At 50.2% G+C, this 26510-nt stretch carries 23 protein-coding genes and 1 rRNA gene; all 24 read right to left on the bottom strand.

Annotated features, from left to right (window positions below):
- Window positions 1-565 (bottom strand): 16S ribosomal RNA (locus A3842_RS17750); the annotation flags it as partial.
- A 356-nt stretch (window positions 566-921) separates the two neighbouring features.
- Window positions 922-2439: a lysine--tRNA ligase gene (gene lysS / locus A3842_RS17745; RefSeq protein WP_143186311.1), complete on the bottom strand. Its 1518-nt coding sequence runs from the start codon at window positions 2437-2439 to the stop codon at window positions 922-924.
- 256 nt (window positions 2440-2695) lie between these two features.
- Window positions 2696-3175: a transcription elongation factor GreA gene (gene greA / locus A3842_RS17740; protein WP_074086951.1), complete on the bottom strand. Its 480-nt coding sequence runs from the start codon at window positions 3173-3175 to the stop codon at window positions 2696-2698.
- A 203-nt stretch (window positions 3176-3378) separates the two neighbouring features.
- On the bottom strand, window positions 3379-4395 hold the full coding sequence (dusB, locus tag A3842_RS17735; RefSeq protein WP_074102244.1) for a tRNA dihydrouridine synthase DusB: 1017 nt from the start codon (window positions 4393-4395) through the stop codon (window positions 3379-3381).
- A gap of 50 nt (window positions 4396-4445) precedes the next feature.
- The gene (locus tag A3842_RS17730; protein WP_074086949.1) at window positions 4446-4655 is read right to left on the bottom strand and encodes a helix-turn-helix domain-containing protein; all 210 of its coding nucleotides are present in this window, start codon (window positions 4653-4655) and stop codon (window positions 4446-4448) included.
- Window positions 4607-5158, bottom strand: a complete 552-nt coding sequence (gene folK, locus A3842_RS17725) for a 2-amino-4-hydroxy-6-hydroxymethyldihydropteridine diphosphokinase (protein ID WP_074086948.1) — start codon at window positions 5156-5158, stop codon at window positions 4607-4609. The genes A3842_RS17730 and folK overlap by 49 nt, the downstream gene beginning before the upstream one ends.
- Window positions 5159-5168: 10 nt before the next feature.
- Window positions 5169-5531, bottom strand: a complete 363-nt coding sequence (folB, locus tag A3842_RS17720; RefSeq protein ID WP_074086947.1) for a dihydroneopterin aldolase — start codon at window positions 5529-5531, stop codon at window positions 5169-5171.
- Between the two features lie 47 nt (window positions 5532-5578).
- The gene (folP, locus tag A3842_RS17715; protein WP_074086946.1) at window positions 5579-6436 is read right to left on the bottom strand and encodes a dihydropteroate synthase; all 858 of its coding nucleotides are present in this window, start codon (window positions 6434-6436) and stop codon (window positions 5579-5581) included.
- Window positions 6433-7314, bottom strand: a complete 882-nt coding sequence (locus A3842_RS17710) for an aminotransferase class IV (protein ID WP_074102243.1) — start codon at window positions 7312-7314, stop codon at window positions 6433-6435. The genes folP and A3842_RS17710 overlap by 4 nt, the downstream gene beginning before the upstream one ends.
- The gene (gene pabA, locus A3842_RS17705) at window positions 7311-7892 is read right to left on the bottom strand and encodes an aminodeoxychorismate/anthranilate synthase component II (RefSeq protein ID WP_074086944.1); all 582 of its coding nucleotides are present in this window, start codon (window positions 7890-7892) and stop codon (window positions 7311-7313) included. The genes A3842_RS17710 and pabA overlap by 4 nt, the downstream gene beginning before the upstream one ends.
- On the bottom strand, window positions 7892-9505 hold the full coding sequence (locus tag A3842_RS17700) for an anthranilate synthase component I family protein (RefSeq protein ID WP_256701744.1): 1614 nt from the start codon (window positions 9503-9505) through the stop codon (window positions 7892-7894). The genes pabA and A3842_RS17700 overlap by 1 nt, the downstream gene beginning before the upstream one ends.
- A 306-nt stretch (window positions 9506-9811) precedes the next feature.
- The gene (gene cysK, locus A3842_RS17695; protein WP_074086942.1) at window positions 9812-10750 is read right to left on the bottom strand and encodes a cysteine synthase A; all 939 of its coding nucleotides are present in this window, start codon (window positions 10748-10750) and stop codon (window positions 9812-9814) included.
- Window positions 10751-10964: 214 nt separating this feature from the next.
- Window positions 10965-11909 carry a peptidylprolyl isomerase gene (locus A3842_RS17690; RefSeq protein ID WP_083609633.1) on the bottom strand — a complete coding sequence of 315 codons (945 nt, stop codon included), beginning with the start codon at window positions 11907-11909 and terminating at the stop codon, window positions 10965-10967.
- A gap of 8 nt (window positions 11910-11917) precedes the next feature.
- On the bottom strand, window positions 11918-12802 hold the full coding sequence (gene hslO, locus A3842_RS17685) for an Hsp33 family molecular chaperone HslO (protein ID WP_074086941.1): 885 nt from the start codon (window positions 12800-12802) through the stop codon (window positions 11918-11920).
- 47 nt (window positions 12803-12849) lie between these two features.
- Entirely contained in the window at window positions 12850-13617 is a 768-nt protein-coding gene (locus tag A3842_RS17680) for a type III pantothenate kinase (protein ID WP_074086940.1), read from the bottom strand.
- Complete coding sequence (nadC, locus tag A3842_RS17675; RefSeq protein WP_074102240.1) at window positions 13614-14489, bottom strand: carboxylating nicotinate-nucleotide diphosphorylase; 876 nt, start codon at window positions 14487-14489, stop codon at window positions 13614-13616. Before nadC ends, A3842_RS17680 begins: the two co-directional genes overlap by 4 nt.
- Window positions 14479-16095 carry an L-aspartate oxidase gene (gene nadB, locus A3842_RS17670; RefSeq protein ID WP_074102239.1) on the bottom strand — a complete coding sequence of 539 codons (1617 nt, stop codon included), beginning with the start codon at window positions 16093-16095 and terminating at the stop codon, window positions 14479-14481. The genes nadC and nadB overlap by 11 nt, the downstream gene beginning before the upstream one ends.
- Before the next feature lie 39 nt (window positions 16096-16134).
- Window positions 16135-17073 (bottom strand): quinolinate synthase NadA, encoded by a 939-nt coding sequence (gene nadA / locus A3842_RS17665; protein WP_074102238.1) that lies wholly within the window; start codon window positions 17071-17073, stop codon window positions 16135-16137.
- Window positions 17074-17332: 259 nt separating this feature from the next.
- Window positions 17333-19387: an ATP-dependent zinc metalloprotease FtsH gene (gene ftsH / locus A3842_RS17660; RefSeq protein ID WP_074086936.1), complete on the bottom strand. Its 2055-nt coding sequence runs from the start codon at window positions 19385-19387 to the stop codon at window positions 17333-17335.
- 109 nt (window positions 19388-19496) lie between these two features.
- Window positions 19497-20036 carry a hypoxanthine phosphoribosyltransferase gene (gene hpt / locus A3842_RS17655; protein WP_074086935.1) on the bottom strand — a complete coding sequence of 180 codons (540 nt, stop codon included), beginning with the start codon at window positions 20034-20036 and terminating at the stop codon, window positions 19497-19499.
- Between the two features lie 45 nt (window positions 20037-20081).
- Window positions 20082-21524: a tRNA lysidine(34) synthetase TilS gene (tilS, locus tag A3842_RS17650; RefSeq protein ID WP_074102246.1), complete on the bottom strand. Its 1443-nt coding sequence runs from the start codon at window positions 21522-21524 to the stop codon at window positions 20082-20084.
- A gap of 75 nt (window positions 21525-21599) precedes the next feature.
- The gene (locus A3842_RS17645) at window positions 21600-22538 is read right to left on the bottom strand and encodes a serine/threonine protein kinase (RefSeq protein ID WP_074086934.1); all 939 of its coding nucleotides are present in this window, start codon (window positions 22536-22538) and stop codon (window positions 21600-21602) included.
- Window positions 22528-23274 (bottom strand): vWA domain-containing protein, encoded by a 747-nt coding sequence (locus A3842_RS17640; RefSeq protein ID WP_074102237.1) that lies wholly within the window; start codon window positions 23272-23274, stop codon window positions 22528-22530. Before A3842_RS17640 ends, A3842_RS17645 begins: the two co-directional genes overlap by 11 nt.
- Before the next feature lie 300 nt (window positions 23275-23574).
- Window positions 23575-26082 carry a stage II sporulation protein E gene (gene spoIIE, locus A3842_RS17635; RefSeq protein WP_074102236.1) on the bottom strand — a complete coding sequence of 836 codons (2508 nt, stop codon included), beginning with the start codon at window positions 26080-26082 and terminating at the stop codon, window positions 23575-23577.
- Between the last annotated feature and the right edge of the window lie 428 nt (window positions 26083-26510).

The raw sequence follows: 26510 nt of genomic DNA, 5'->3' as shown, positions 1-26510 counted from the left end.
TAATTCCGGACAACGCTTGCCCCCTACGTATTACCGCGGCTGCTGGCACGTAGTTAGCCGGGGCTTTCTTCTCAGGTACCGTCACTCCGGTAGCAGTTACTCTACCGGACGTTCTTCCCTGGCAACAGAGCTTTACGATCCGAAAACCTTCATCACTCACGCGGCGTTGCTCCGTCAGGCTTTCGCCCATTGCGGAAGATTCCCTACTGCTGCCTCCCGTAGGAGTCTGGGCCGTGTCTCAGTCCCAGTGTGGCCGTTCACCCTCTCAGGTCGGCTACGCATCGTCGCCTTGGTAGGCCGTTACCCCACCAACTAGCTAATGCGCCGCAGGCCCATCCTCTAGTAGCAGATTGCTCCGCCTTTCATCCCTCGCCCATGAGGGTGAAGGAATTATCCGGTATTAGCTACCGTTTCCGGTAGTTATCCCAGTCTAGAGGGTAGGTTGCCTACGTGTTACTCACCCGTCCGCCGCTAAGCTTATCCCGAAGGATAAGCTTCGCTCGACTTGCATGTATTAGGCACGCCGCCAGCGTTCGTCCTGAGCCAGGATCAAACTCTCCAAATTGGTATTTAGAAAGAGCGATTGCTCATTTTGAAACATCTGACGAGAATAAAATATTCTCTATTTTTGGATCTCACTTGCGTGAAATCTCACTCACTCGTTGTTCAGTTTTCAAAGATCAAGCTCGTCGTCGGCGCCGATTATCTCGTCACCAGCAACTCTTATAATATATCACGTTCGACCGAGTAATGCAAGCTCTTTTTTTCAACTTCTTTTCGAGCTCGGCGTTGATGTTTCATGGCCGGAATAAGAATATACCATGTACAGAGTTTCATTGCAAGCATTATTTTTATAAAAATGATTCCGAGGAGAAACGCATCCTTGCGTCCCCTTCGGAATCAGGTTAAAGGCATATACTATTACTCTGTACGGTTACGCATATGAGGGAACAGCAGCACATCGCGGATCGATGCAGCGTTGGTAAGCAACATGATTAGCCGGTCCACACCAATTCCAAGTCCGCCTGTAGGCGGCATACCGTATTCAAGAGCACGAATGAAATCATCATCCATTTCATGAGCTTCGTCGTTCCCTTTTTCTTTTTCCTGAATCTGCGCTTCAAAGCGCTGACGCTGGTCGATAGGATCATTCAGCTCGCTAAACGCATTCGCATGCTCACGAGCCACGATAAACAGCTCAAAACGATCTGTAAAACGAGGGTCTTGATCATTCTTTTTGGCAAGTGGAGAGATTTCAACCGGATGGCCTGTAACAAAGGTCGGCTGAATCAGTGTTTCTTCTACAAATTGCTCAAAGAAGGCATTCAGGATGTGTCCAAAGGTCATGTGCTTTTCAACAGGCACACGGTGCTCCTTCGCCAGACGCTGAGCTTCCTCATCCGTCATATGAACGCCAAAATCAACTCCTGTCACTTCTTTGACAGCGTCCACCATAGTCACCCGGCGCCATTGCGGCGTCAGGTCTACTTCCTGGCCTTGATAATTAATCTTCTGGGTACCCAGAACCTCCTGGGCAATATGAGCGATCATGCTCTCCGTTAAGTGCATAATGTCTTTGAAATCAGCATAAGCTTCGTACAGCTCGATCATTGTAAATTCCGGGTTGTGGCGCGTTGAAATGCCTTCGTTCCGGTACACGCGGCCAATTTCATATACTTTTTCCAAACCGCCGACGATCAGACGCTTCAGATGCAGTTCAATGGCAATACGCATATACAGCTGCATATCGAGTGTATTGTGGTGAGTAATAAACGGACGGGCCGCAGCTCCACCGGCGATGGCATGCAGTGTTGGTGTTTCCACCTCAAGGTAGCCAAGCGAATCCAGATAACGGCGCATCGACTGAATGATCCGTGACCGGGTAATGAATGTCTGCTGAACCTCAGGATTAATGATCAGATCGACATAACGCTGGCGGTAGCGCAGCTCCACATCTTTCAGACCGTGATATTTCTCGGGAAGCGGAAGCAGCGATTTGGATAGAACCTCAAGGTTATGCACTTTAATAGAGGTTTCACCGGTTCTGGTTTTGAACACTGTTCCGCGAACGCCAATGATATCGCCCAAATCTAGAACGTTAAATGCCGCATACTGCGCTTCGGAAATACTGTCCTGACGGACATAGATTTGAATCCTGCCGCTAAGATCCTGGATGTGGGCAAAGCTAGCTTTACCCATCACGCGCTTAGCCATAATGCGTCCGGCAATGCTGACTTCCAGGTTAAGCTCGTCCAGCTCCTCTTTGGTTTGTCCGTCGTACTTGGACATAATATCTCCGGCACCTGTCGTACGCTCATACTTTTTACCAAACGGATCGATCCCCAGTGCACGAAGCTCGTCCAGTTTGCCGCGGCGGATCGTCAGCAGTTCGCTAAGTTCTTTTTCCGTGTTCTCCGCAGTGTTCATTTCCTCGGTCATATCTTTCATCCTCTCTTACTCACTCTGTCATATACACAAGAAGAAACGGCTCCATCCCTATGCAAGAGGACAGTCCGTTCCCGTACAAAAAGAAGCTCTATTGTTGCAGGCTGAAACAGCTTGGCCGTCCCCATTAGAAGCAGTGCCATTTCCCCAGAAAGATAAGGATAATTTATAAGGCGACCTATAAAACCTCTTATCTTTTGAAAAAAGCTTCCCTAAGGAAGCTTTCTTGACTTACCCCTTATGGTACCTATTACTTCATTCTAATATCAAGAATTTTATATTGAATGACTCCTGCAGGAACACTAACATCAACAACGGTACCAATCTTCTTGCCGATAATGGCCCGGCCTACCGGACTTTCATTGGAGATCTTATTATTCAGCGGATCGGACTCAGCAGTGCCGACAATCAAATATTCCATGACGTCGCCATATTCCAAATCCTCAACGCTAACAGTAACCCCAATGCTTACTACATCGGTAACGATTTCGTCGCTGTTGATGATGCGCGCATTACGGAGCATTTTTTCCAAAGTAATGATACGTCCTTCAATGAAAGCCTGCTCGTTCTTGGCGTCCTCGTACTCTGAGTTCTCACTGATATCTCCGTAGCCAATGGCTACTTTAATCCGTTCAGCTACCTCGCGGCGTTTTACGGATTTGAGGGTCTCCAGTTCTTCTTCCAGACGCTTAAGTCCGTCCGGTGTAAGGATGACTTCTTTATCGCTCATCTCAACCGATTCTCCTGTCGTATACATTTATTGAAAACACCATACTATATGCGAATCCGGAGGGATAAGAACCCTCCCTGCTGCATTAACGCTTGCTGTAACGGCGATTTTATACTGTGAAATTATATTGGAACCGCTACAAAATGTCAATGATGCCCCATATAATGTTCGAGTGTGTGTCCAAAAGACAGGGAAATGAAGTGTTAGACCGCTGAAAGCGAGGAATACAGGCCTTCCTGCTCTTCACCCTCCTTAAGCTGTATGACAAATTCGCTCAATATCCGCACCATTTCATCACGCTTGGTTTCTTCCATAATGATATCCTTCACACGGGCGGCTGCCTTCATCCCCTTCAAATACCAGGCCAGATGCTTGCGCATTTCACGGACAGCTACCGCTTCGCCCTTCAGGCTGATCAGACGGTCCATATGAAGAATGGCAACTTTGATCTTTTCTTCTGCTCCGGGTTCAGGCATAAGCTCACCTGTGCTCAGATATTGGATTGTGCGGTATAGCATCCACGGATTGCCCAGTGCTCCGCGTCCAATCATTACACCGTCGCAACCGGTCTGATCCAGCATAGCCCGCGCATCCTCCGGAGTATTCACGTCTCCGTTGCCGATCACCGGAATAGAAACTGCTTCTTTAGCCATACGGATGTACTTCCAATCAGCAAGCCCGGTATAAAGCTGCTCACGGGTCCGGCCATGAACACTTACCGCCTGGCCCCCAGCACGTTCAACAGCGCGCGCGTTGTCTTCCACAAAAATATGCTCGCTGTCCCAGCCAATCCGCATTTTTACGGTCACAGGTTTATCCACGGCGTCAACGACTGCAGACACCATCTCGTAGATTTTATCAGGACTCAGCAGCCAGCGGGCTCCCGCGTCGCATTTGGTCACTTTGGGTACAGGGCAGCCCATATTAATATCGATAATATCAGCATTTGTCTCTTTATCAACGACCTTGGCTGCTTCCACCAGAGACTCACGGTCACCACCAAAAATCTGCAGACTTAACGGCTTCTCCCGCTCATCCACAAACAGCATCTCCCGCGTACGCGGGTTGCCGTGTACAATCGCCTTGCCACTTACCATTTCGGCACAGACCAGACCGGTTCCGAATTCTTTGGCAATCAGACGAAATGCCGGATTACACACGCCTGCCATAGGCGCCAGCACAACCTGGTTCTTCATCTCAATGTCGCCAATTTTCAGCATGTTTGTTCACTTCCTTGATTTGATTTGTGGGGATCTATATAAACGCTCCCTCAATTAGTAGGAATAGCTAATTCGTCTGCAGCAACTCCGAGAACGTCCGCAATTTTATTTAAAATTTGATCTTCCAAGCGTCTATTACCCCGCTCCACTGCACCCAGTACAGCCAAAGATATTCCGACAGAGTCCGCAAGCTCCTGCTGAGTGTAGCCCTTCAGCTTTCGGAAAGCTCTGACCCTCCGTCCCATACGTTTGTTGTCCACAAGCGAATTCCTTCCCTTCCGTCTATGTCTTGTAGCGCTGCTGTAATGAACTGCCGAAGTCCGGAAGACTCTTCATTGTGCGGAACGACATCACTTAGTGGAATTAGCACAAACGCCCGCTCCTGCATCCGAGGATGCGGCAGTGTTAATTCGGGTGTGTCAAAATGCTGATTCTCCATCCATAACAAATCCAAGTCCACCGTTCTCGGTCCATAACGGACATCCCGGACACGGCCCAACTGACTTTCGATGCTAAGCATCTCCTTAAGCAGCGCCTCCGGGGCAAGCGTTGTACGAAGAGCCGCCGCCATATTCAGAAACTGCGGCTGGTCCAAATACCCGACAGGCTCCGTTTCGTATACGTGTGAACAGCGGGTCACTTCAATCTGCTCATGCTGGTTCAGCCTTTTCAATGCCGCTTTCAGGCTCCCCTCACGGTCACCCAAATTAGCCCCTAAAGCAATATAAGCCTCTGATGCCTCAGAGGTAGAATGTATGGTCATTGCCAAGTTCTCACTTTCTGGTTCTGTGCAGCTCTACGGTCACTCCTTGAAAGTGAATGTCGAACGGCGGATGCGGTTTGGTCACCTTCACCGTTACTGCATTGATAACAGTATAAGTGTCCAGTACTGAGGATGCAATATATTCAGCCAAAGCTTCAATGAGTTTAAATGACTTTGTTTCGACAATTTTTTTGACAAGGAAATGCACTTCGGCATAATTCACAGTCAAGGTGAGATCATCATTAAGGCCAGCGCCCTGCAGATCAAGCTCCAGCTCCAGATCAATGTAAAATCGCTGACCGAGCTTGCGCTCCTCTTCAAACACTCCATGATAGCCGTAGTATTCCATGCGGTGCAGTGTCATTTTATCCATAGGGGTTACCTGCTTTCTTATCCAAATAATCTATAGTTGATCGTATATTAGCCACGTGCCAGCGTCCCCGCAGCGTAAAGCATGGCATCGCACATCTGCACCGTACGCTTGATTCTGGATACATCGTGTACCCGCACGATCTGGCAGCCTTGGGCAATTCCGAATGCTACAGTGGCCGCAGTGCCTTCTACCACATCATCTGCAGGGAGATCCAGCACAGTCCGAATGAATTTTTTGCGGGAAGTGGCCAACAGTACCGGATATCCAAGCTCGCTCAGCCGGTCCAGATTCATCATGGCCTGAAGATTCTCTGTATAATCCTTAGCAAATCCAATCCCGGGATCAATAATAATGTTCTCCGGCCTCACTCCTGCGGCCAACGCCAGATTTATGCTTTCCGCAAGGTCGGCAGACATATCACGAGCCAGATCCTGATAATTCCGGTCATTGCGGTTATGCATGAGAATGATGGGACAGCCGCTTTCCGCAGCTACTGCCGCCATATTGGGGTCAGCCTTAGCGCCCCAGACATCATTAATGATATGGGCGCCCGCCCGAATGGCCTTGCGGGCCACTTCGGCCTTGTAGGTGTCAATCGACAAAGGCAGTTGGGGAGCCGCACGGTGAATGCTCTCAATGACAGGTAATATGCGGGCCAGTTCTTCTTCCTGACTTACGGGTTGATGGCCAGGCCGTGTCGACTCGCCGCCAATATCAATAATATCGGCGCCCTCCGCCGCCATTTGCAGCGCATGCTCTACCGCCCGATCCGGCTCGTCCCACAAGCCTCCATCGGAAAAGGAATCCGGGGTAACATTCAGGATGCCCATAATCAACGTTCGTTCACCCAGTGTCAGTTCCGCTGCACCTATACGGTAATTCCGCTTATATATCACGGGTCTCATTTCAGTAATCCAGTCCTCTCTCTGTACAACTCCAGCAATAATGCTGTAATTCTCCCGCAGCGCCCGCCACTTACCGTCTGTCGCCCATTTGTACACCACAGCGTTGTAACCGGAATGATCTCCTGTACCGAATTGGTTAAAAAAATCTCATCCGCTTCTGCAATCTGCTCCCACCTATACAAGCCTTCTTCAGTCTGCAGTCCAGCATCGAGCGCCAGTTCTAATACCATTTCCCGGGTAATTCCCGGCAGGATGCCGGTGGCTACGCTCGGTGTGTAGAGCACGTTATTGGTAACGAAAAAAACATTGCTGACGATGCCCTCGGCAATCTCGCCCTGTGCAGTCAGCATCAATCCCTCTGCACCGGTTGCAGCTGAAGCATATCCTGCCAGTTCACGCTTCGCGAGGATATTGTTCATATAATGCAGCGACTTAAAGCGCACCGGGCCCTCCGGCGTATTACGCGGCAGGTTCAATACTTGCAGGCCTTTGCCTTCCATGTAGAGAGTGTCAGGGAACTTCGGCAGTTCTTTGATGTAGAGCAAATGATTGGGCTGACTGTAGTCGCCCGCAGGCAAACCCAGAATATCTTCACCGGCTGTTACAGTGTAACGAATATAGGCATCCTGTAGTTCATTTTTGCCCATTACACGCTGAATCCAGTCCCGGAGCTCAGCAATATCTCCCTCAAAGGGAATTCCGAGCTGTCTGCAGCCATCCGCCAGTCTGTCGATGTGCCGCTGCAGCAAAAAGGGTTCGCCCCCGTATGTCCGAAAAGTCTCAAAAAGGCCCATGCCATACAAAAATCCGTGATCCAGAGCGGAAATCACGGCATCTTTGGAATCAACGACCCTGTTGTTCAATCCAATATAATTCATACCGGTTCTCCGGCTCTCCGTTTCAGGAAATTGCGTAGTATGGTGTGCCCATGATCGGTAATAATCGATTCAGGATGGAACTGTACACCCTCTATCGGGTATTCTTTGTGGCGCAAGGCCATAATTTCACCTTCCGCTGTTTCCGCCGTAATCTCCAAACAGTCAGGCAAACTATCGCGTTCCACGATCAGTGAATGATAGCGGGTTGCAGTGAATGGAGATTCCAGTCCCTCAAATACCGAGGTTCCGTTGTGGTGGATGGGCGAGGTTTTGCCATGCATCAGGCGCTCCGCCCGAATAACATTGCCGCCAAAAGCCTGCCCGATCGCCTGATGGCCCAGACAGACACCGAAGATCGGAATTATTCCTTTGAAATGCTGCAGTAGCTCAAGGCTAATGCCCGCTTCATTCGGTGTACACGGCCCCGGAGAAATCAGGATATGGTCCGGTGCGAGCACCTCAATCTCCTGAATGGTAATCTCATCATTGCGGGATACCTTCACTTCTTCCCCAAGCTCTCCTAGATACTGCACCAGGTTGTACGTAAAGGAATCATAATTATCGATAACCAAAATCATTATATTGCTCCTCCTTCGGCGCCGCCGGTCGTCCGTGATTCCTGCTGATACTCGCTGCAGAGAACCGCCTTCACTATGGCTTTGGCTTTATTATGGCATTCCCGGTATTCCCGATACGGGTCAGAGTCGATCACAATACCCGCACCTGTCTGGATGTAACCTACTCCGTCCTTAACCGCCAGTGTCCGTATAATAATATTTAATTCCATATTACCGTTATAGTCAATCCAGCCCATCGACCCCGTATATGGACCACGCCGAACGGGCTCCAGCTCCTCGATGATCTCCATCGTGCGCACCTTGGGTGCGCCGGTGATCGTGCCGCCGGGGAACAAGGCGGCCGTGACATCGTAAGCGCCTTTACCGGGCGCGACGGTGCCCTCCACCTGCGAGACGAGATGCATCACATGCGAGTATCGCTCCACGGTCAGCAGCTCTGGCACGCTGACCGTTCCATATGCAGCGACACGGCCGATGTCGCTCCTCTCCAGATCGACAAGCATAATATGCTCGGCGATCTCCTTCTCGCTCCCGCGCAGTTCCGCCTCCATGGCGGCGTCCTCCGCGGGAGTGAGGCCCCGGCGCCGGGTACCGGCTATGGGGCGTGCACTGACCTTGTCCCCGTGCAGCTTGACGAGCAGCTCGGGCGAAGCGCTGGCAAGGGCAAAGCCGGGCGAGCGCAGCAGCCCCATGTACGGGGACGGATTGAGCTTGCGCAGCCATTCATACACATCCTCCGGCGAGGATTTCAGCTGCGCTTCTTGACGCAGCGACAGATTCACCTGGAATACATCCCCTTGCCGGATGTATTCCTGAACCTCCTGAACTGCCCGCTGAAACTGCTCGGGCGAGAAGGCTGAAGTCATGGCCGGCCACTCACCGGAAACATGGGTATGAGCTTCAAGGATGGCAGCCTCGACAGCTTCTTCAGCACTGCATTCTGAAACCCCTGGGGTGGCTGAGATCAGCCGCCATTGCTCCAGCATCTGCTCTGCCCGCCGGAGAGCGTCTTGATACAGATCTTTCAATTCACCAGTGCCAGACGGATTCGCGGTAACAACCGGAACATGCACTGTGCAGTACAGCATGTCCTCCTGATGATCATAAATCCACAGCTCCTCCAGCCTCATAAAGAGGTAATCGGGAAAGCCCGGATCATCTTCAGCCAAGACAGGCAGCTTCTCCAGGGAACGGGCCACATCATAGCTGAGAAATCCAATGCAGCCGCCTATAAAGGGAGGCAGTGCAGAGAGCTGGACGCACGGTGAAGTGAAATCCTTCATCCAGCCCTCCAGCACCTCCAATGGTTGACCACTTATGACAGATTGGAGCCTAGGCTCATTTGTATTAGCCGCATCTGGAGAGAAGCTGCGTACTTCAGCCGAGCTTTCTTTGCCTTGCAGCACAGAAACCGGATTTAAGCCAAGGTATGTATAACGGCCTCCTTTCCCGCTCTCCAATACCACTGAATACGGGGAGGCCGTCTCCCAGGCTTTCTTCCAGGAGGCGGGCAATCCTCCCTTGTCCTGAGGCGATTGTATAATAAGGGGGAGAAGGCTCCACTCTGCCTGTGCCCATAGCTCCCAGTCCTGCCATGCTGTTATGATTTCCAATGCCATCCCCCTAAAAGTTTTGTGCAGCATACGCTTCTTGTGAATTTACTTCGCAACAAAACTTGCTACGGAAGCATCTGCTTAGTTTTGTGCAGCATACGCTTCCTGTGAATTCACTCTGTACACAACCCGCCCTAAGCAATCCTCACGGTTAATCCATTCCCTTATCCTTTGGTTTATTGCCTGTCAGTATACTGTACTTTGGACTGTTTTGAAAAGCCTGATGGATTGATTTTCCGAAAAAAGAGCCTTCACATCCCTATGACAGCGGATGGAAGGCTCTATGGACGATATGCAAATCAGCAATTACACTTCGAAATTGTAAAGTGGAGTACTCAGGTAACGTTCGCCGTTACTTGGAATAATCACAACGATCTTTTTGCCTGCTCCCAGCTCTTTGGCTACTTTGAGGGCAGCGAAGACGGCTGCACCGGAAGAAATACCAGACAGAACGCCTTCTTCCTTCGCTACACGGCGCGCGGTTTCGAATGCTTCGTCATTTTCTACATGGATAATCTCATCATAGATCTTCTGATTCAGGATGTCGGGAATGAAGTTCGCGCCGATCCCTTGGATCTTATGCGGGCCTGGCTTACCACCAGCCAGAATTGGTGATGCCGCTGGTTCAACAGCATAGATCTTCACATCTGGGTATTTGTCCTTCAGAATCTCGCCAGCCCCAGTGATTGTTCCACCCGTACCTACTCCGGCAATGAAAGCATCCAGTGGTCCACCGATGGACTCAATGGCTTCAACAATCTCAGGACCAGTAGTTTCGCGGTGAATCTTCACGTTCGCCTTATTCTTAAACTGCTCAGCCAAGAAGAAGTCAGGATTCTCGCTAAGGATTTGTTCAGCCTTCTTAACTGCACCGTTCATACCTTCTGATCCTGGAGTAAGGACAAGCTCCGCACCGTAAGCACGCAGCAGATTGCGCCGTTCAAGGCTCATTGTTTCCGGCATAACAATAACCGCCTTGTAGCCTTTGGCTGCAGCAACAAGTGCCAGGCCAATACCAGTGTTACCACTGGTAGCTTCTACAATGGTACCGCCTGGCTTCAGAAGCCCTTCCTTCTCAGCCTCTTCCACGATGCTGATCGCAATGCGGTCTTTCACGCTGGAGCCCGGGTTTTGATATTCAAGCTTCAGATAGATTTCAGCAGAACCTTCGGGGACCACCCGGTTGAGACGAACGAGCGGTGTGCCTCCGATCAAATCTGTTACACTGTTGACGACTTTAGCCATGAGTAAAGACCTCCTTGGAATGATAAATGAATGGGTGCGTAACTTGAGACAATAGTCTTCAGTATAAATTCCCGGGTGTATGAAAAAACGGCTAGGTCTGCACCAGGACATTCAACACCGCAGCGCCAAGTTATAGTGCTGGACAGCGGAATTGAACCGTCCGCCGTTTGTTATTTCCGACTAAATCAGTAGGTTTTACATTAAGTTCATATTATCAATCTTGCAGGCTGTTGTCAATATATATCGCTGTATCATATTTAGCGCGCAAATCACTTTCCACCTTCTGTAGCGGGGGGGCCTTCTCCAGCGCAAGCTCTTCCCGTACCTGCTGCCGGACTTCAGCTTGATCCTGCTTCCTGGGCACGATAGCTTGCTCCAGGCGAATTACCGCATAAGTTCCCCCTGTCTGCAGCGGACCTGCAATGTCACCCGCCTCCAGGCCAGCAGCAGTCTTCAAGAGATCCTCCGGCCAGAATGGGTCGTCCTCCTCCACCATACCAATGCTTCCTCCACGGAGGCGGCTTTCTTCATCGATGGACAGCTCCCTGGCCAGTTCTGCAAAATTCTCCCCCTGCTCCAGGCGGTCCATTACTTTTTCCGCCTCATCGTAAGTGGATACCTTGATCATGGAGAGCTGCATTTCCTTCTTGGGAGTGAACCGCTCGGCATTTTGCGCTAAATAATCATCAATTTCGCTCTCACTGATGTTAATTCCCGCTGTTGCTATTGCTTGCAGCGTAAGACGATAGACCGCCTCTTCCCGTACTTCTTCACGGGAGAGCCCCAGCTCTGACTCCATCTGTTCGTAATATTGCTGTTCGGAGCTGTAACCAGCCATACTGCGCTGCAGTTCCTTCTCGACCTCATGATCGGTTACGGTAATCTTCAAGGCCTTGGCCTCTTTGCTGACTACAATATGATTTAGCAATCCAAGGAGCACTTCATCTCCATGCTTTTTTTTGAGCTCATCTATCCATTGCTGTTCTGTAATTGGCTGATCTCCCGCTCTTGCAATGTCCGAGGACTCCCCCTCTGCGACCTCTCCCTTGAGTATGGCCATAGCCCGCAGACTCCAGAACAATAAACCTCCGAGCATTAATGTTGCGATCGCCAGTAGAATAACGGCATTGCGCAGCACGCGCTCTTGTCTTGTCATCATCCCATAGCCTACGATTTCGCTTGATTCAGGATAACCTGCAATTCATCCTTATGAAATACATAGGCCTCGTTACAAAAGTGGCATACCACTTCCGCCTGGTCATCTTCTTCAATTAACCGTTCCAGCTCATGCTGGCCCAGACTCACCAACGTTTGCTCTACACGCTCACGGGAGCATTGGCAGACAAAATTTATATCGAGTTCATCCATAATAATTACATCAGGAAGCAACCAGCGAAGCATCTCTTCCGGTTCGAGTCCCTGCTCGAGAACGGCGGTAACAGAAGGCAGTGCACCTACTGCCCGCTCAATCACCGTGATCTCATCATCGGTGAGGCCTGGAAGGAGCTGCACAATAAATCCACCGGCAACTTTCACAGAGTTATCCGTTTCAACAAGCACTCCAAGCCCTACCGCAGCCGGGGTTTGCTCGGATACCGCAAAATAATAGGTGAAATCCTCACCAAGCTCTCCCGAAACAATAGGAACGCTCCCCCGGTAAGGCTCCTTCATCCCCAGGTCCTTACTGATATCAATGAACCCTTCTGTTCCTACTGCTCCCGCTACATCCAGTTTGCCGAGACTGTTGCTAGGCAAATGAACATGCGGATTCTGTACATAACCACGAACTTCTCCAAGAGAATTAGATTCCGCAACAATCTGTCCAAGCGGTCCATTCCCCTTGACCATAATTGCCAGTTTTTCCTCACCCTTGAGCATGGCACCCATCATAGCAGCGGCTGTAACTGTACGGCCCAGTGCAGCTGTTGCTGTGGGATACGTATCATGTCTGCGCCGAAGCTCGTCGACAAGCTCAGTGGTACGGACTGCAAAAGCTCTTACTTTGCCGTTCATCGCCGTTCCCCGAACCAGCCGATCTTTTTTTTCATCCATTGGTTGCATACTCCTCCTGTCATTTACCCCATACGGGTTCTATATCTTTATTTGTTACGGTCATAAATAATTCTTAAGCCTTCCAGCGTCAGCATAGGATTAACTTCATCAATACATTCGGTTTCACCGGCAATCAGTGTCGCCAGGCCTCCAGTAGCAATTACTTTCAGCACCGGGGCATTCATCTCCAGCTTAATGCGTTTCACAATACCTTCAACCTGACCAGCGTAGCCAAAAATAATCCCAGCCTGCATGGCGTGTACGGTATTGCGTCCAATGACTTTCTTCGGCTTCTCAAGTTCAATCCGCGGCAGCTTGGATGCCCGCTGATACAATGCTTCGGTAGAAATGCCCAGTCCTGGTACAATCGCACCGCCAAGATAGTTTGCACCGGCATCAATGCAGTCAAACGTAGTCGCCGTTCCAAAATCAACGACGACTAGCGGACATTTATATTGTTCAATGGCGGCAACCGCATTTACAATCCGGTCAGCACCAACTTCACGTGGATTCTCATACCGCAGATTAAGCCCGGTCTTAATGCCCGGGCCAACAAGCAGCGGTTCCTTGCCAATGTATTTCACGCACATCTCCACAATCACCTGTACAAGGGGTGGAACAACCGAGGAGATAATGACCCCTTCCACGTCTTTAAAAGATATATTCGACATATGAAACAAATTATGAATCAATACACCGTATTCATCTGATGTCGATTGACGGGCAGTGCTGAGCCTGAAATGATGGAGTAGTTCACGCCCCCGGTATACCCCAAGGACGATATTTGTATTACCGATATCTACAGCAAGCATCATGAGAGGTGCTCCTCCTTCTTCGCATTCAGATCCAGACTGATATCCAGACTGGAGAAGGAATAGGTGAGCCTGCCGACAGAAATCACATCAACTCCGGTCTCAGCAATGCGGCGGACTGTTTCTAAGGACACGTTGCCGGAGGCTTCGGTTTTGACATGAGGGGCTTTGGTTTTAATCCGTCTTACGGCTTCAGTCATCAGTTCAGGGGACATATTGTCCAGCATAATAATATCAGCCCCTGCCGCAATCGCTTCTTCAACCTGATCCAGGCTCTCCGTCTCCACTTCAATGGTCATCGTGTGCGGAATATTGGCCCGGGCCCGTCCAACAGCCTGACGAATTCCCCCGGCTCCCTTGATGTGGTTATCTTTAATCATTACGGCATCGTAGAGGCCGAACCGGTGATTGGCGCCACCGCCAATACGAACGGCGTATTTTTCCAGCATCCGGTGACCAGGAGTTGTTTTGCGTGTATCCACCAGCCGGGAAGGCAATCCCTCAAGCTTTTGTACAAAAGAGTGGGTACGGGAAGCCACACCCGATAAACGCTGCATTAAATTAAGTGCTAAACGTTCTCCGGTGAGAATCGAATGTGTACTGCCTTCTACCTCGGCGATAACAGTCCCTTTGGTTATAGCCTGACCTTCTTGTACCATGGCAGTGAACACAAGGGAAGGATCTACCACCTCAAAGACCAGCTCTGCTACAGGAACACCACAGATAATACCATCCTCTTTGGCGTGAATGATCCCCTTGGATTCGTGCCCTGCGGGAATCGTTGTGCGGCTTGTGATATCACCAGAGCCGACATCCTCATGCAGCCAGCCCTTAATCATTTGTACCAGTTCTTCATTGTAACCATTAAACATCATCACTTAATTCCTCCACTATTCCCAGTTCACGAATCTGAAGCAGATGCTTCTGCCACTGGGCATCATCACGCTGCGGATAATCCTCACGGTAATGCGCACCTCGGCTCTCATGACGTGCTAAGGCTGATTCGGTAATCAGCAGACAACAGGTCAGCATATTCGCGAACTCGTATTCTTCACGTTTGGTCAAAGCCGAATGGAAGATAGGCAGTTGACGCTTCAATTCATCTAATCCTTTGAGCAGCATCTCTTCATTTCGCCGCAGACCTGTATATCGCACCATTACCTTTTGTACCTTCAGACGGCGCTCTACAATAGCCTGGGTTGGGGATTCCACCCTTCCTTCATCGCATCCTGCTGCTATAACGCCACGCTCAAGCGGCGGCAGCTGACGGATACGTTCAATAATCCTCCGACCAAAAACAACAGCCTCGGACAGTGAATTACTGGCCAGCCGATTAGCTCCCTGCACTCCGGTTGAGGACACTTCCCCGCAGGCAAACAACCTTGAGATATTGCTCTCTCCATTAAGATCGGTCTTGATGCCCCCCATCATATAATGCGCAGCCGGAGCCACTGGAATCCAATCACTTGTAATATCCAGCCCATAACTCATACAGGTTCCATAAATAGTCGGAAAACGGTGTCTGACCATTTCTGCCGACTCGTGAGTAATATCCAGGTACACAAAAGTAGATTTGGTCAGCTCCATTTCACTGATGATGGCCCGTGCAACGATATCACGAGGCGCAAGCTCCAGTAGCTCATGATATCGCTCCATGAAACGTTCACCATTGATATTGCGCAGCACGGCACCTTCACCGCGGACTGCCTCGGAGATCAGAAAACGCGGTGCCCCCGGATAACTGAGCGCTGTAGGGTGGAATTGAATAAATTCCATGTCGCGAATATGCGCGCCAGCCCGGTAAGCAATTGCCACACCATCTCCGGTTGCCACCTCAGGGTTCGTGGTATAACGGTACAACTGACCGGCTCCCCCGGAGCACAGTATGGTTGCAGCTGCCTGGAGAAACAAACGTCCGCCCCCAGGGCGTTGGACCAGGGCACCCACACATTCTCCTCCGTCAGTGATAAGATCGACCACAAAATGATCATCCCATACCTCAATATTTTCATGCTCCGCTACCTGCTCCCCCAAAGCGCGCACAATTTCATATCCCGTTGCATCCCCATTGGCATGCAGAATACGCCGGTGGCTGTGCGCACCTTCTTGGGTGAGCGCAATCACGCCGTTCTCTTTATCAAAAAGTGTGCCTAGACGGATTAACTCACGCACACCTTCAGGCCCTTCATTTACAAGAACATCAACAGCCGCTGATGAGTTAAGTCCCGCTCCCGCCATCAGTGTATCCTGACGGTGATAGGCTGGTGAATCATCATCGGCAAATACAGCAGCTATGCCACCCTGGGCATAACGGGTGTTGCTCTCCATCAGCGTTTTTTTGGTTATCATAATGACTTTCCGGTCTTCACTGGCTTTGATCGCTGTGAACAAACCGGCGATGCCTGAACCGATGACGATACAATCCGTTTGGACTGTTGGAAGCTCGCTAAGGTCGAAATCAACCAAATATTGTGGAATCATGACCGCTTTTCACCTGTTTCAACGAAAGAGTAGCGCATGCTACCGGACTTGTAGCATGCGCTCTAGGGATGTTCTGGCTTTGTCGGCGACAGCGGGCGGTACATAAATCTGCGGCTTCATCGTCTCCAGGCATTTGACCAGTTTTTTGAGATTATTTACTTTCATATTAGGGCAAACGAGAAATTTAGTGGCAAAATGAAACTCTTTATCCGGACTGTCTTTACGGAGCTGATAGCCGGTGCCATCTTCTGTTCCAACAATGAACTGCTTGCGGCCGGATTTTTTACAATAATCAATAATGGATGTAGTACTGCCTACATAATCACCCATGGCCACTACCTCAGGACGGCATTCCGGATGAACTACAAATTCAGCTTCCGGATATTTTGCTCTCATTTCAATTACATCTTTGACGGTGAGCATGTCATGGGTGTTACAGTAGCCTTCCCAGATGATTAGCTTCTTGCCGGTCTGATCCTGAACATATTGGCCCAGGTTCTTGTCAGGCACCCAGATAATTTCTTCGGCATCCAGCGATTCAATAACCTTCACCGCATTGGCAGATGTACAGCAAATATCCGTTTCCGCCTTGATTTCCGCTGACGAATTGATATAGGTAACGACTTTGGCATTAGGGTGCTGTGCCTTCAGCTTGCGCAAACCATCCACATTCACCATGTCAGCCATCGGACAGCCAGCGCGCTCATCCGGAATAAGGACCGTTTTATTCGGAGCCAGAATTTTGGCGCTCTCTCCCATGAAGTGGACACCGCAGAATACAATTACATCAGCATCAGTTTCGGCTGCCTTTTGGGCAAGTAAAAATGAGTCTCCCCGAAAATCTGCCACTTCCTGAATTTCATCACGCTGATAATAATGAGCCAAAATGATTGCGTTCCGTTCTTTCTTAAGCTGTTCGAGGCGCACACGAAGTTCACGATTCTGTTCCTGCTTGCGCTCAAGCGCCAGAGCTTCCACGGTCTGTTCTCCCCCTTATGTCTTCACGGCTTTTAGCCGGCACATACTTAGCAATCTCCCCGAAATTTGCGGGTACGCAGCAGCCACCCAGCCCTGCGATTGATTCGTCATATATTATTTAATATTTAATCACTAATGTACACAACGTTCCACCCACTGTCAATGTAACCCGACTGGCAGAAGACGTTCATCTGGGCACTGAAAAGATAAAAAAATCCGGAGAACCTTAGGGTTCTCCGGATCTTATATCACTTACAATCTAGACGAGACTTCCGCCACCGTCTTTATTGCCGTCATCCGAGCCGTTTCCATGCTCTGTATCCGGGTTGTTCGGAATATCCTTGGACAAGTCCCCGATAGTAGTAGAGGTATCCTCAGCTTTACCTTGAATGCGGACACGCACATCACCAATGGAATCAATGACAGGCTCGCCTTCTTCGTGAGTAACGCCAGGTAATTCTACCGGTTTGCCGTCTTCGGTCAGATAACCCTGCTCGATCAATTCCTTGATCTGATCCAGCTCCAGCGTTTCTTTTTCAAGAAGCGTATTGGCAATCAGGTGCATCTCTTTGGAGTATTTGGTCAGCAGCTCTTTACAGCGTTCATAACTGCTGCGGATAAAGTTCTGCATCTCCTGATCGATCTCGTATGCAATGGAGTCACTGTAATTCTGCTCATGCCCGATATCACGGCCCAGGAAAACCTGGCCCTGAGAAGTACCGAACTGCATAGGTCCCAGCTTATCACTCATACCGTATTCCATAATCATGCTGCGGACAATTCGCGTAGCCTGCTGGAAGTCACTGTATGCGCCTGTACCGATCTCTCCAATGAATAGCTCTTCAGCGACACGCCCGCCAAGGAGTCCGGTTACCTTATCAAGCAATTCCTGCTTGGTAACAAGCATCCGGTCTTCTTTCGGAAGCATAATTACGTATCCGCCTGCACGGCCACGCGGGATGATGGTCACCTTGTGAACCATATCCGCATGCTCCAGGAAATAACCGACAATCGTATGACCTGCTTCGTGGTAAGCCACAATACGCTTCTCGCGATCACTAATGACACGGCTGCGTTTCTCGGTACCTACGATTACCCGGTCAATAGCTTCATCCACTTCGTTCATGGAAATATCCTTACGGTTACGCCGTGCAGCGAGGAGGGCTGCCTCATTTAGCAGGTTCTCCAAATCCGCTCCAGTGAAACCGGTAGTACGCTTGGCGATAACGTCAAGTCTAACGTCCTTCGTCAATGGCTTATTGCGGGAATGAACCTTGAGTACAGCTTCGCGGCCTTTCACATCCGGACGATCCACTGTAATCTGACGGTCAAAGCGTCCTGGACGAAGCAGGGCCGGGTCAAGGATATCTGCACGGTTGGTAGCCGCAACGATAATTATTCCTTCATTACCGCCAAAACCGTCCATTTCAACGAGCAATTGGTTGAGGGTTTGTTCACGTTCGTCATGTCCGCCGCCAAGTCCTGCGCCACGCTGACGTCCAACCGCATCTATTTCATCGATAAAGATGATACAAGGTGCATTCTTCTTAGCGTTCTCGAACAAATCACGTACTCGGGAAGCGCCGACACCGACGAACATTTCGACGAAGTCGGAACCGGAGATGCTGAAGAAAGGAACCCCGGCTTCACCGGCTACCGCACGGGCCAACAGGGTTTTACCTGTACCTGGAGGGCCCACGAGAAGCACACCCTTAGGAATGCGGGCACCTACTGCGGCAAATTTACGCGGATCTTTGAGGAATTCCACGACTTCGACAAGCTCCTGCTTCTCTTCATCGGCCCCTGCAACATCCTCGAAACTAATTTTCTTCTTCTCTTCATTATATAACCGGGCCTTGCTCTTACCGAAATTCATTACCTTGCCGCCGCCACCCTGTGCCTGATTAAACAGGAAGAAGAACAGGATGAACATGATAACCAGCGGAATGATGGAAGAAAGGAACGTCAGCCAAATGCTGTCACCTTCCATCTTCTTCTGCGATAACTCTATGCCGTTATTATCACTGGCAGCTACGAGTTCATTAATGGCTTGATCTGTAGGAGGAACAAATGTGGAAAAGTTCTTCGATTTAGCACCTGAAGGCTGCTGTTTATATTCGCCGGTTACGGCAAAAGCATTGCCTTCGAACTGAATCGTCATGCTCTTCACATTGTTATTCTTGATCTCCTGTCTTAACTCATCATATCTAGGGAAATCGGCGGATTCATTTCCATTGCTTACAAACTGGACAATGCCCACCACGACTAAAAATAAAATCAAATAAAAACCAGAATTCCGGATGAACCGATTCATCCCCTACCTCCTCTCACAACACTCAAGTTATTGTACCATAGCCTGCCCAGACTCCTCAAATTTGACAGAAGCCAGGGAACGGATCCGTAGATCTAAGGCTGCGATTAGCTCATTTGGAATAAATTTCAGGCTTCAGTACACCGACGTAAGGGAGGTTCCGATACTGCTCGGCATAATCCAGTCCATACCCTACTACGAATTCGTCCGGAATTACAAATCCGGTATACGCGGCTTCCAGACTAACTGTGCGCCCTGCGGGTTTGTCGAACAAGGTGACCACAGTCACTGATGCAGCATTGCGCCCTTGAAGCATTTCAATCAAATAGCTAAGCGTAAGCCCGCTGTCAATAATGTCCTCCACAATCAGAACATCGCGTCCCTCAACGGAAGCGTCCAGATCCTTGATGATTTTGACTACGCCTGAGGATTTGGTGGATGCTCCATAGCTGGATACAGCCATGAAATCCATTTCAACAGGCACTGTAATGACTTTAACCAAATCTGCCATAAAGATAAACGCGCCTTTTAGCACACAGATGACGAGTGGCGTGCGTCCTGCATATTCCGTACTCAGCTGGGCGCCGAGTTCCCTGATTCTTTGTTGAATTTCCTCTTCGCTGATCAAGATTTCCTGAATATCGTTCTGCAACTTGCGAACCTCCTAAGTTATACTATGAAAGACTTACTTTGACCATTACGCCTCTTCGCTCTTCTCCATATCCTCCAGAGACAATAAAAGAACCGAGGCCGTGTGCCGCCCTACTGCGGCATGCATCGAGCGTCTAACGCCCGGAATCCAGACGATATTGCCCAGACCATCACAAACAAGGGGAATCGCAGAGCGTTCGGAAGAAGGTATTTTATCATCAATGTAAATATCTTTTACCTTTTTGCTTCCGTTTAATCCCATAACCCTTATGGTATCTCCAGGCAAACGGGAACGGATGGTGAGTGGCAGGACCAGCTCGCTGCTGTCAAACCACGCCAACATTTCCCCAAAGTCCTCCCCCAGTACAGAAAAATTTTCTCTCTCCAGCACCGACATCGTCAATACTTTTCCTATCTCCTTAATTTCAATACGGGGATGAGGCAAAGACAGCCGATATGTATAGCTTAATTGCTGCTTCGGAGGCTTGGACAAGAACACAATAGTATCATATTGCCGCATACAGGTCAGTCCGCTACCCAAATTCAAACTCCATACCGTGGGATGCTCCTGCAGCGTTCCCCGGCGTACTGCTTCAATCTTGGGAAAATCCAAGCTCGATGAATCCGCCGACAGATAATTTAATATTAGTTTAATCAAACGCCGTTGTAAAGCAGAGGGTACGGCCGCAAATGAGGTCCTCTTCAGAGAGCATTTTCCAGAATCGACCAGAACGAGCTCATCAAAACATTTTCCCGCTGCCGCTTCCATAAATTCATCTTCCGCCTGAACAATTTCAGACAATTGAAGTAGTGACTGCTTCACTCTGGGATTGTACTCTTCAAGCGTTGGAATCAGTTCCAGCCTTACCGCGTTGCGTCTATACTCCGTCTTTAAATTACTGGCATCCTCAGCATAGGAAAACCCCTCCTGCTGGCACAATTCGACAAGAGCTGTTTTGTTAATACGCAGGAAGGGCCGGATGAGTTCCACCTTTTTTTCGGTGCGTTTCCACCGCATCCCCCCAAGGCCTGAAGGACCGCTTCCCCGAAGCATACGCATCAGCACAGTTTCGGCCTGATCGTCTGCATGGTGAGCCAACGCAACCGAACGGGCTCCATAGCGGTGCGCCGTATCGATGAGAAACTGATAGCGTTTCTGCCGTGCTGCTCCCTCCGGTCCAAGACCGCTCTCCTTGACGAGAGAGGGAATATCAAACTCTGCCATTTCAAAGGGAAGCCCGAGCTCACGAGCCATGGCACGGACAGATTCCGCTTCTTCTGCCGATTCTGCTCGAAAGCCATGATTCACATGCGCACAGATTAAGGTTAGCGGTATCCGGTTCAAGGCGATTTCATACAGAATATGCAAAAGAGCCACAGAGTCCGGCCCTCCGGAAACTGCGACTACAATGGTGTCATGGGGCGACCATAGCTGATGCTCGGCTGCAGACTCCAATACGGATTCCACCAGTTCTTTCATTTGCTCCATACGGCTCCCTTTCTCACCCGGTAACGGGCCGGAACTGGCATGAGATGCCAAGACCTCCCGATATTATGTATAATTTCAAAATCGAAATACGTAGTAAATCGTAAATACCAGCAAAAATAAGGATAGCGCGAATGCACTTTTTAACCAGCCGGGTGTCGCCATTGATTCTTTCCCCGGTTTTCTTGAATTGTAGATATGGGTCCTCCAGGCTTCTGTTGCCGCCTCCGTTCCCGGGAATCCGCCTTTAAGTGCCAGACACAGCCAAGCGGAGAGCTTCTTATCGGGCAAAGTTCTGGCCAGCTTCAGCAGCTCGTCGGCACTTCTAGTCTGCGGCAGCTGGGAGGCAGCTGTCTTCAACCCTTCTTCATCCAGCAAACGCAGACACAGCACAGCAAAGGCAAACAGATCATAATTCTCGTCACCCATACGGCTGCCCGCATTCCAGTACCCGCGGTCATGCCATTCGGTAAATTGCTTCACGCTGCGGCCCAGCGGGCTGGCACCGCCGTAATCAATCAGCTCTGCCTCTCCGTAATTGGACACCATTACGTTCTCTGGCTTCAAATCTCCAAACACAAAGCCGCACTCGTGCAGATTCCGTAGCTTCTCCAGCAGCTTGAGGCCAACCAGACCTAGCCAGGAGGCTCCGTTCTTGGCTAAAAAATGGTGCAGCGGCCGGCCCTCCACATAACGCATAACATAAAATGGTACGCTGTCGGCGTCTTTAAAATCATCTGATTCGAGTAAATAGGAAGACAAGGGGGATTCACGGTGTGCACGATGCTCTTTTCGCTTCCTGCTGGATTGCAGGCTGGTCAGAACATTGATCTCGGATTGCAGCTCAAGGGTATCGTTACCGATCTTGAGGGCATAGTGCTCCCGTCTGCCTTCCCGCTGCACCAGATATACGGTTCCGTTCGCTCCTCTTCCCAGCATCCGCTCAACGACATAACGGTTCCCCCGCCATTTGCCGCTGATTACCGTGCCGGCAGGATAGGGCGGATTAGACGACATACCCACCAATCATCCCTTCTTTTTCATCGTAACCGTCATCTGTCGGACGTTCACGGTGTCCATCCAGTGTATCATAACGGTAATGCTCAAGCACCTTGAATATGGCCGGTCCGGTAGGCGTGGCCCCACGCATCTTAAGCTTGGAGAACAAGGAGCGGACCTCCGACACATTATGTGTCCAGTCCATATCCAGCACGGCATCCTCACTGCTGGAGCGTCCCGGAAAATGGAAAACGGCTATTTCGCTCTTACCCTCCCGGGCCTCCAGGCTAAGCGCCAGATCACGGATCGCATCTTCTACAGCACCCAGCTTAGGCTTCATGCTCGCACTGGCATCGATCAAAAGCGCAATACGCAGTGGTGAGGTTTCGGTCAATTCATCGACAACTGTAACCACCTGCGAGCGCTGCAGCGGAGGCAGCTCTTCCAGTGAGCCTTCTCCGAGTATTTTTTTTACCTCTTTATTAACCGCCTGTTGAATCGTCTGAACCACTGTCTTGCGGGTCATCATCTGAATCGTCTGTGCCAGCTGCGGCGTTCCTACGATCCGGCTGATACCGCCGCCGGCCTTGGCAATATCCGCAATCTCTTGGCTGCCAAGCTCCCCGATGGTGCCATAATCGACTACACCGACCACATTAACGGTGATGCCTTCCTGACGCGCATGCGCCGCAGCCATCACCGGACTCTCCCCTACGTTCGAACAACCGTCAGTAATAAGCAGGATTTGCTTCATGACCGATCACTCCCTTCCTTGTATATGTTTCTAGCATATCCAAGGTAGAGAGATTTCAAACGCCGCTAGCGGGGAAAAATGAATTAAATCATGCGTGAAAATGCGTCACTGCAAGGAAGTTTTGGGCTTCCGGTCGCTGTTGTCTTCTGATTTCTTGTTTGGAAACCGCCCTTTGCGGTTGAAATCAGAAGACAAAGGCGAAGGCGAACGCTAGCGCTTCTCCAGCTCCAAAATTCCTCTCCGATCCGTATCTGAGCCAGCGGTTATAGCTGCAAAAAACAGTATCAGTTAAATGATAGATTAGCTTACGGTGCGCGGGCGCTCCATCCGGCCAATACCGGGCAAATGCAGGCTGGACCATTCCGGATGGAAGTGATCCAAGCGGCTGACTACGATCGTCATATCATCATGGATTTCATTACCTTGATACCGGATAACCTTTTCCAGCAGATCATCGGCCAGCACCTGGGGGTCATCACCCTCAAGCTCCTGGATTAAGCGTTTCATCCATATTTCTTTATTAACGGCATATCCGGGTGCATCATAAATACCATCGGTCATCATTATTAAAATATCCCCTGGACGCAGCTGCATACTGACGAGGTCAACCTCAATATCCTTGATGATTCCAATCGGCAGATTGCTGGCTGTAACAGGAATGACCTCACTTCCCCGCCGGATGAAGCTGGGGGCTGACGCGATTTTCATAAACGTAGTCTGTGCTGAATACTGGTCAATCAGCGCCATATCCACAGTCGCATAGAATTCGTCCGGAGAACGCAGGAGCAGAATAGAATTAACGGATTTGACCGCGAGTTTCTCGTCCATCCCCGACTGCAGCAGCTTTTCCAGCATCCCGAGCGCGGCGCTGCTCTCCATGCGGGCCCGCTCCCCGTTGCCCATACCATCACTGATGGAGACAGCAAAGGTTCCATTGCCCAGCTCTACAGTGCTAAAGCTGTCTCCCGATAGCATATCACCGCCTTTGGCTGCTCCTGCAACACCTGTATTTACCTCATAGGCTTTGGCCGATCCAAAGGTCACCATCGACAATCCCTCCCGGGGATGAACCGCCGTTTCATTTACGACTGCAATATTTTCCTCCAGAATGTCAGTGAGCAGCGGAGCAATCATCTTCCGGCATTCATCAAAGCCGCGGGTATAGGCATGCACGACTTCGATCTCTACCCGGCCCGGGTCCAGGCTCAGAATCTCAATGCTGTGGATGGACAAGCCGAGCTTCTCCAGTGCTTCACGAATCTGTCCTTCCTGACGGTACATGGCCTGCCCTTCACGTTTGATCTCTTTGGCCAGATCCTCCATCACCTGGGACACGCCTGACAGCTGCTCGGCAACAAATTGGCGGCTATCGTATATTTGTCTTTTCCAGCGCATATCATGCTGGTATAGATCATATTGACCTTTCATCACTTCTAATACCTCAGCAGTTTTGCCGCAGATCCGGCTCCATTCCGGCGGAAGCTGGGCAGCCGTAATGCCGGGGCACTCCTCTACCGTTGTCATCATATCGGTCATATAGCGGTAGGTCTGATAGAACTTGGTATCCCAGCAATGGGAGCGGCGGATGCAGCCCGAGCAGGCTCCTTCGGTCACGGTATTCATGAAATCCTCCATTTCACGATCCGATTTACCGGCTTCCCCGGCACGGGGAATCTGACCAAAGCTGCTCGATAATTGGCGGAATACCTGGGAGAACTGGGTTACCCGATCGGCTGTAATATCCCTTACCCTTCTCGCATATTCATGTTGGGAACGGCTATGGTCTGGCGTGCCCGGTACATACTTGGCAATGGCAGAAATCATTCCTTTAGGTGTAAGAAGAAACAACACTACCGCTGCGCAGGTCTCCCAGGTAGAGGCCATCACATCACCCGGACCCAGGAAGTAGACGGACAGAATGGTTGAGCCGAGCAGCATCCCGATAGAGACCGCACCTTTGCGCCCGGATTGCATCATGCCTGCCAGCATCCCTGAGAAGGCGAGGAGACTCATCTGATAAATCGCCCCAATATCCGCCAGACTGAGGATCAGTCCGGTAACCACACCGACGGCTGCACCAAGCGGGGCACCTCCAGCCAAGGCAAACAGCAGAATCAGAAAGCGGGATAGGATATGCTCAAGCGATAATCCGCCTACACTCCAGCCCACAAGGCCGGTCATCACTGAGGCCAGCAGTATAATCAGGCAGAGTACTTCCTCATTACGCAGCGCCCTGCTTTTTTGCTTATACGTAAAGATCGGAAGCGCCTGCAAGAATACCAGAGTAAGCACGAATCCGAGCAGAGCATTCAGTGTTGCCATCATCAGCGAATACCAGGTAATCGAGGGCCCAATGACGATTTGGAATAACCCCACCATAAACGAAGAGACGAAGACCATCAGCGGCGCATAGGAAAGCTCCACTTTTTGAAAGCTCTCCAAGCCTTTATAAATCAAGAGAAAGATAATTAGCTCTGCGGCTACTATTATGGCACCGGGGAATGGAGTAAAGAGGCTCCCAAGGATAATTGCGCCGGCTACAGGCAAGATGGAGTCTTTACGCATAAATACAATAACGGCAAAGTAAGCTGCAGCAAAAGGGGACAGCTCTTCCAGTATCATCGCGCGGCCGAGCAGAAAACCCATAAGACTCAGAAGCAGCATCCACTTTTTCACTATGAAAAGCTGGATTACCGGCTGCTTCAGACTCCACGCCTTAGCCCGGTCCCCCCAGCTATCCCTCTGATCTTTGTCATTGCTTCCAGTTCTTGTCCACTCCGGCAAATTCACCACATTGCTTTTACCCATTCCTCTACACCACCCGTTTAAGAATTTATGAGTCTCATTATATAGCGGGGGTCTTTGGAAAGTTTGTCAGAAACGGAGGGCAGCCTGTAAGAAATTTCCGACAAAAAAGCCTGTGCCGACATTCTGTGGAGAAGCCTGCGCATCCCTTGCGGGACAGCCGGTTGGCGGAGATTATGGAAAGTCCTTCCACATTTTACATACCTGCGGCTGCAGTCATTCGTCAGCGATTGCTCTGGAGTTATGTGAGAATGGCAAGGATACTGTCGGGAATTTGTTTTCAGCCGACAAAATAGCCCTACCAGGTGGAACTTGATTTCACAGTGTCTATTCCATTATTTTTAGTAGCGCAAGTCTTCTCATTCCCGGCATACAAAAAAACCGCAAAGGGCAATTATGCCCCCGGCGGTTATTAATGATGTACATGTATG

This window comes from Paenibacillus sp. P3E, from assembly GCF_001909045.1.
GTDB classification, from domain to species: Bacteria; Bacillota; Bacilli; order Paenibacillales; family Paenibacillaceae; genus Paenibacillus_AQ; species Paenibacillus_AQ helianthi.
Note: the sequence above shows the minus strand (reverse complement) of the source record. Positions and strands in the feature narration are given on the sequence as shown.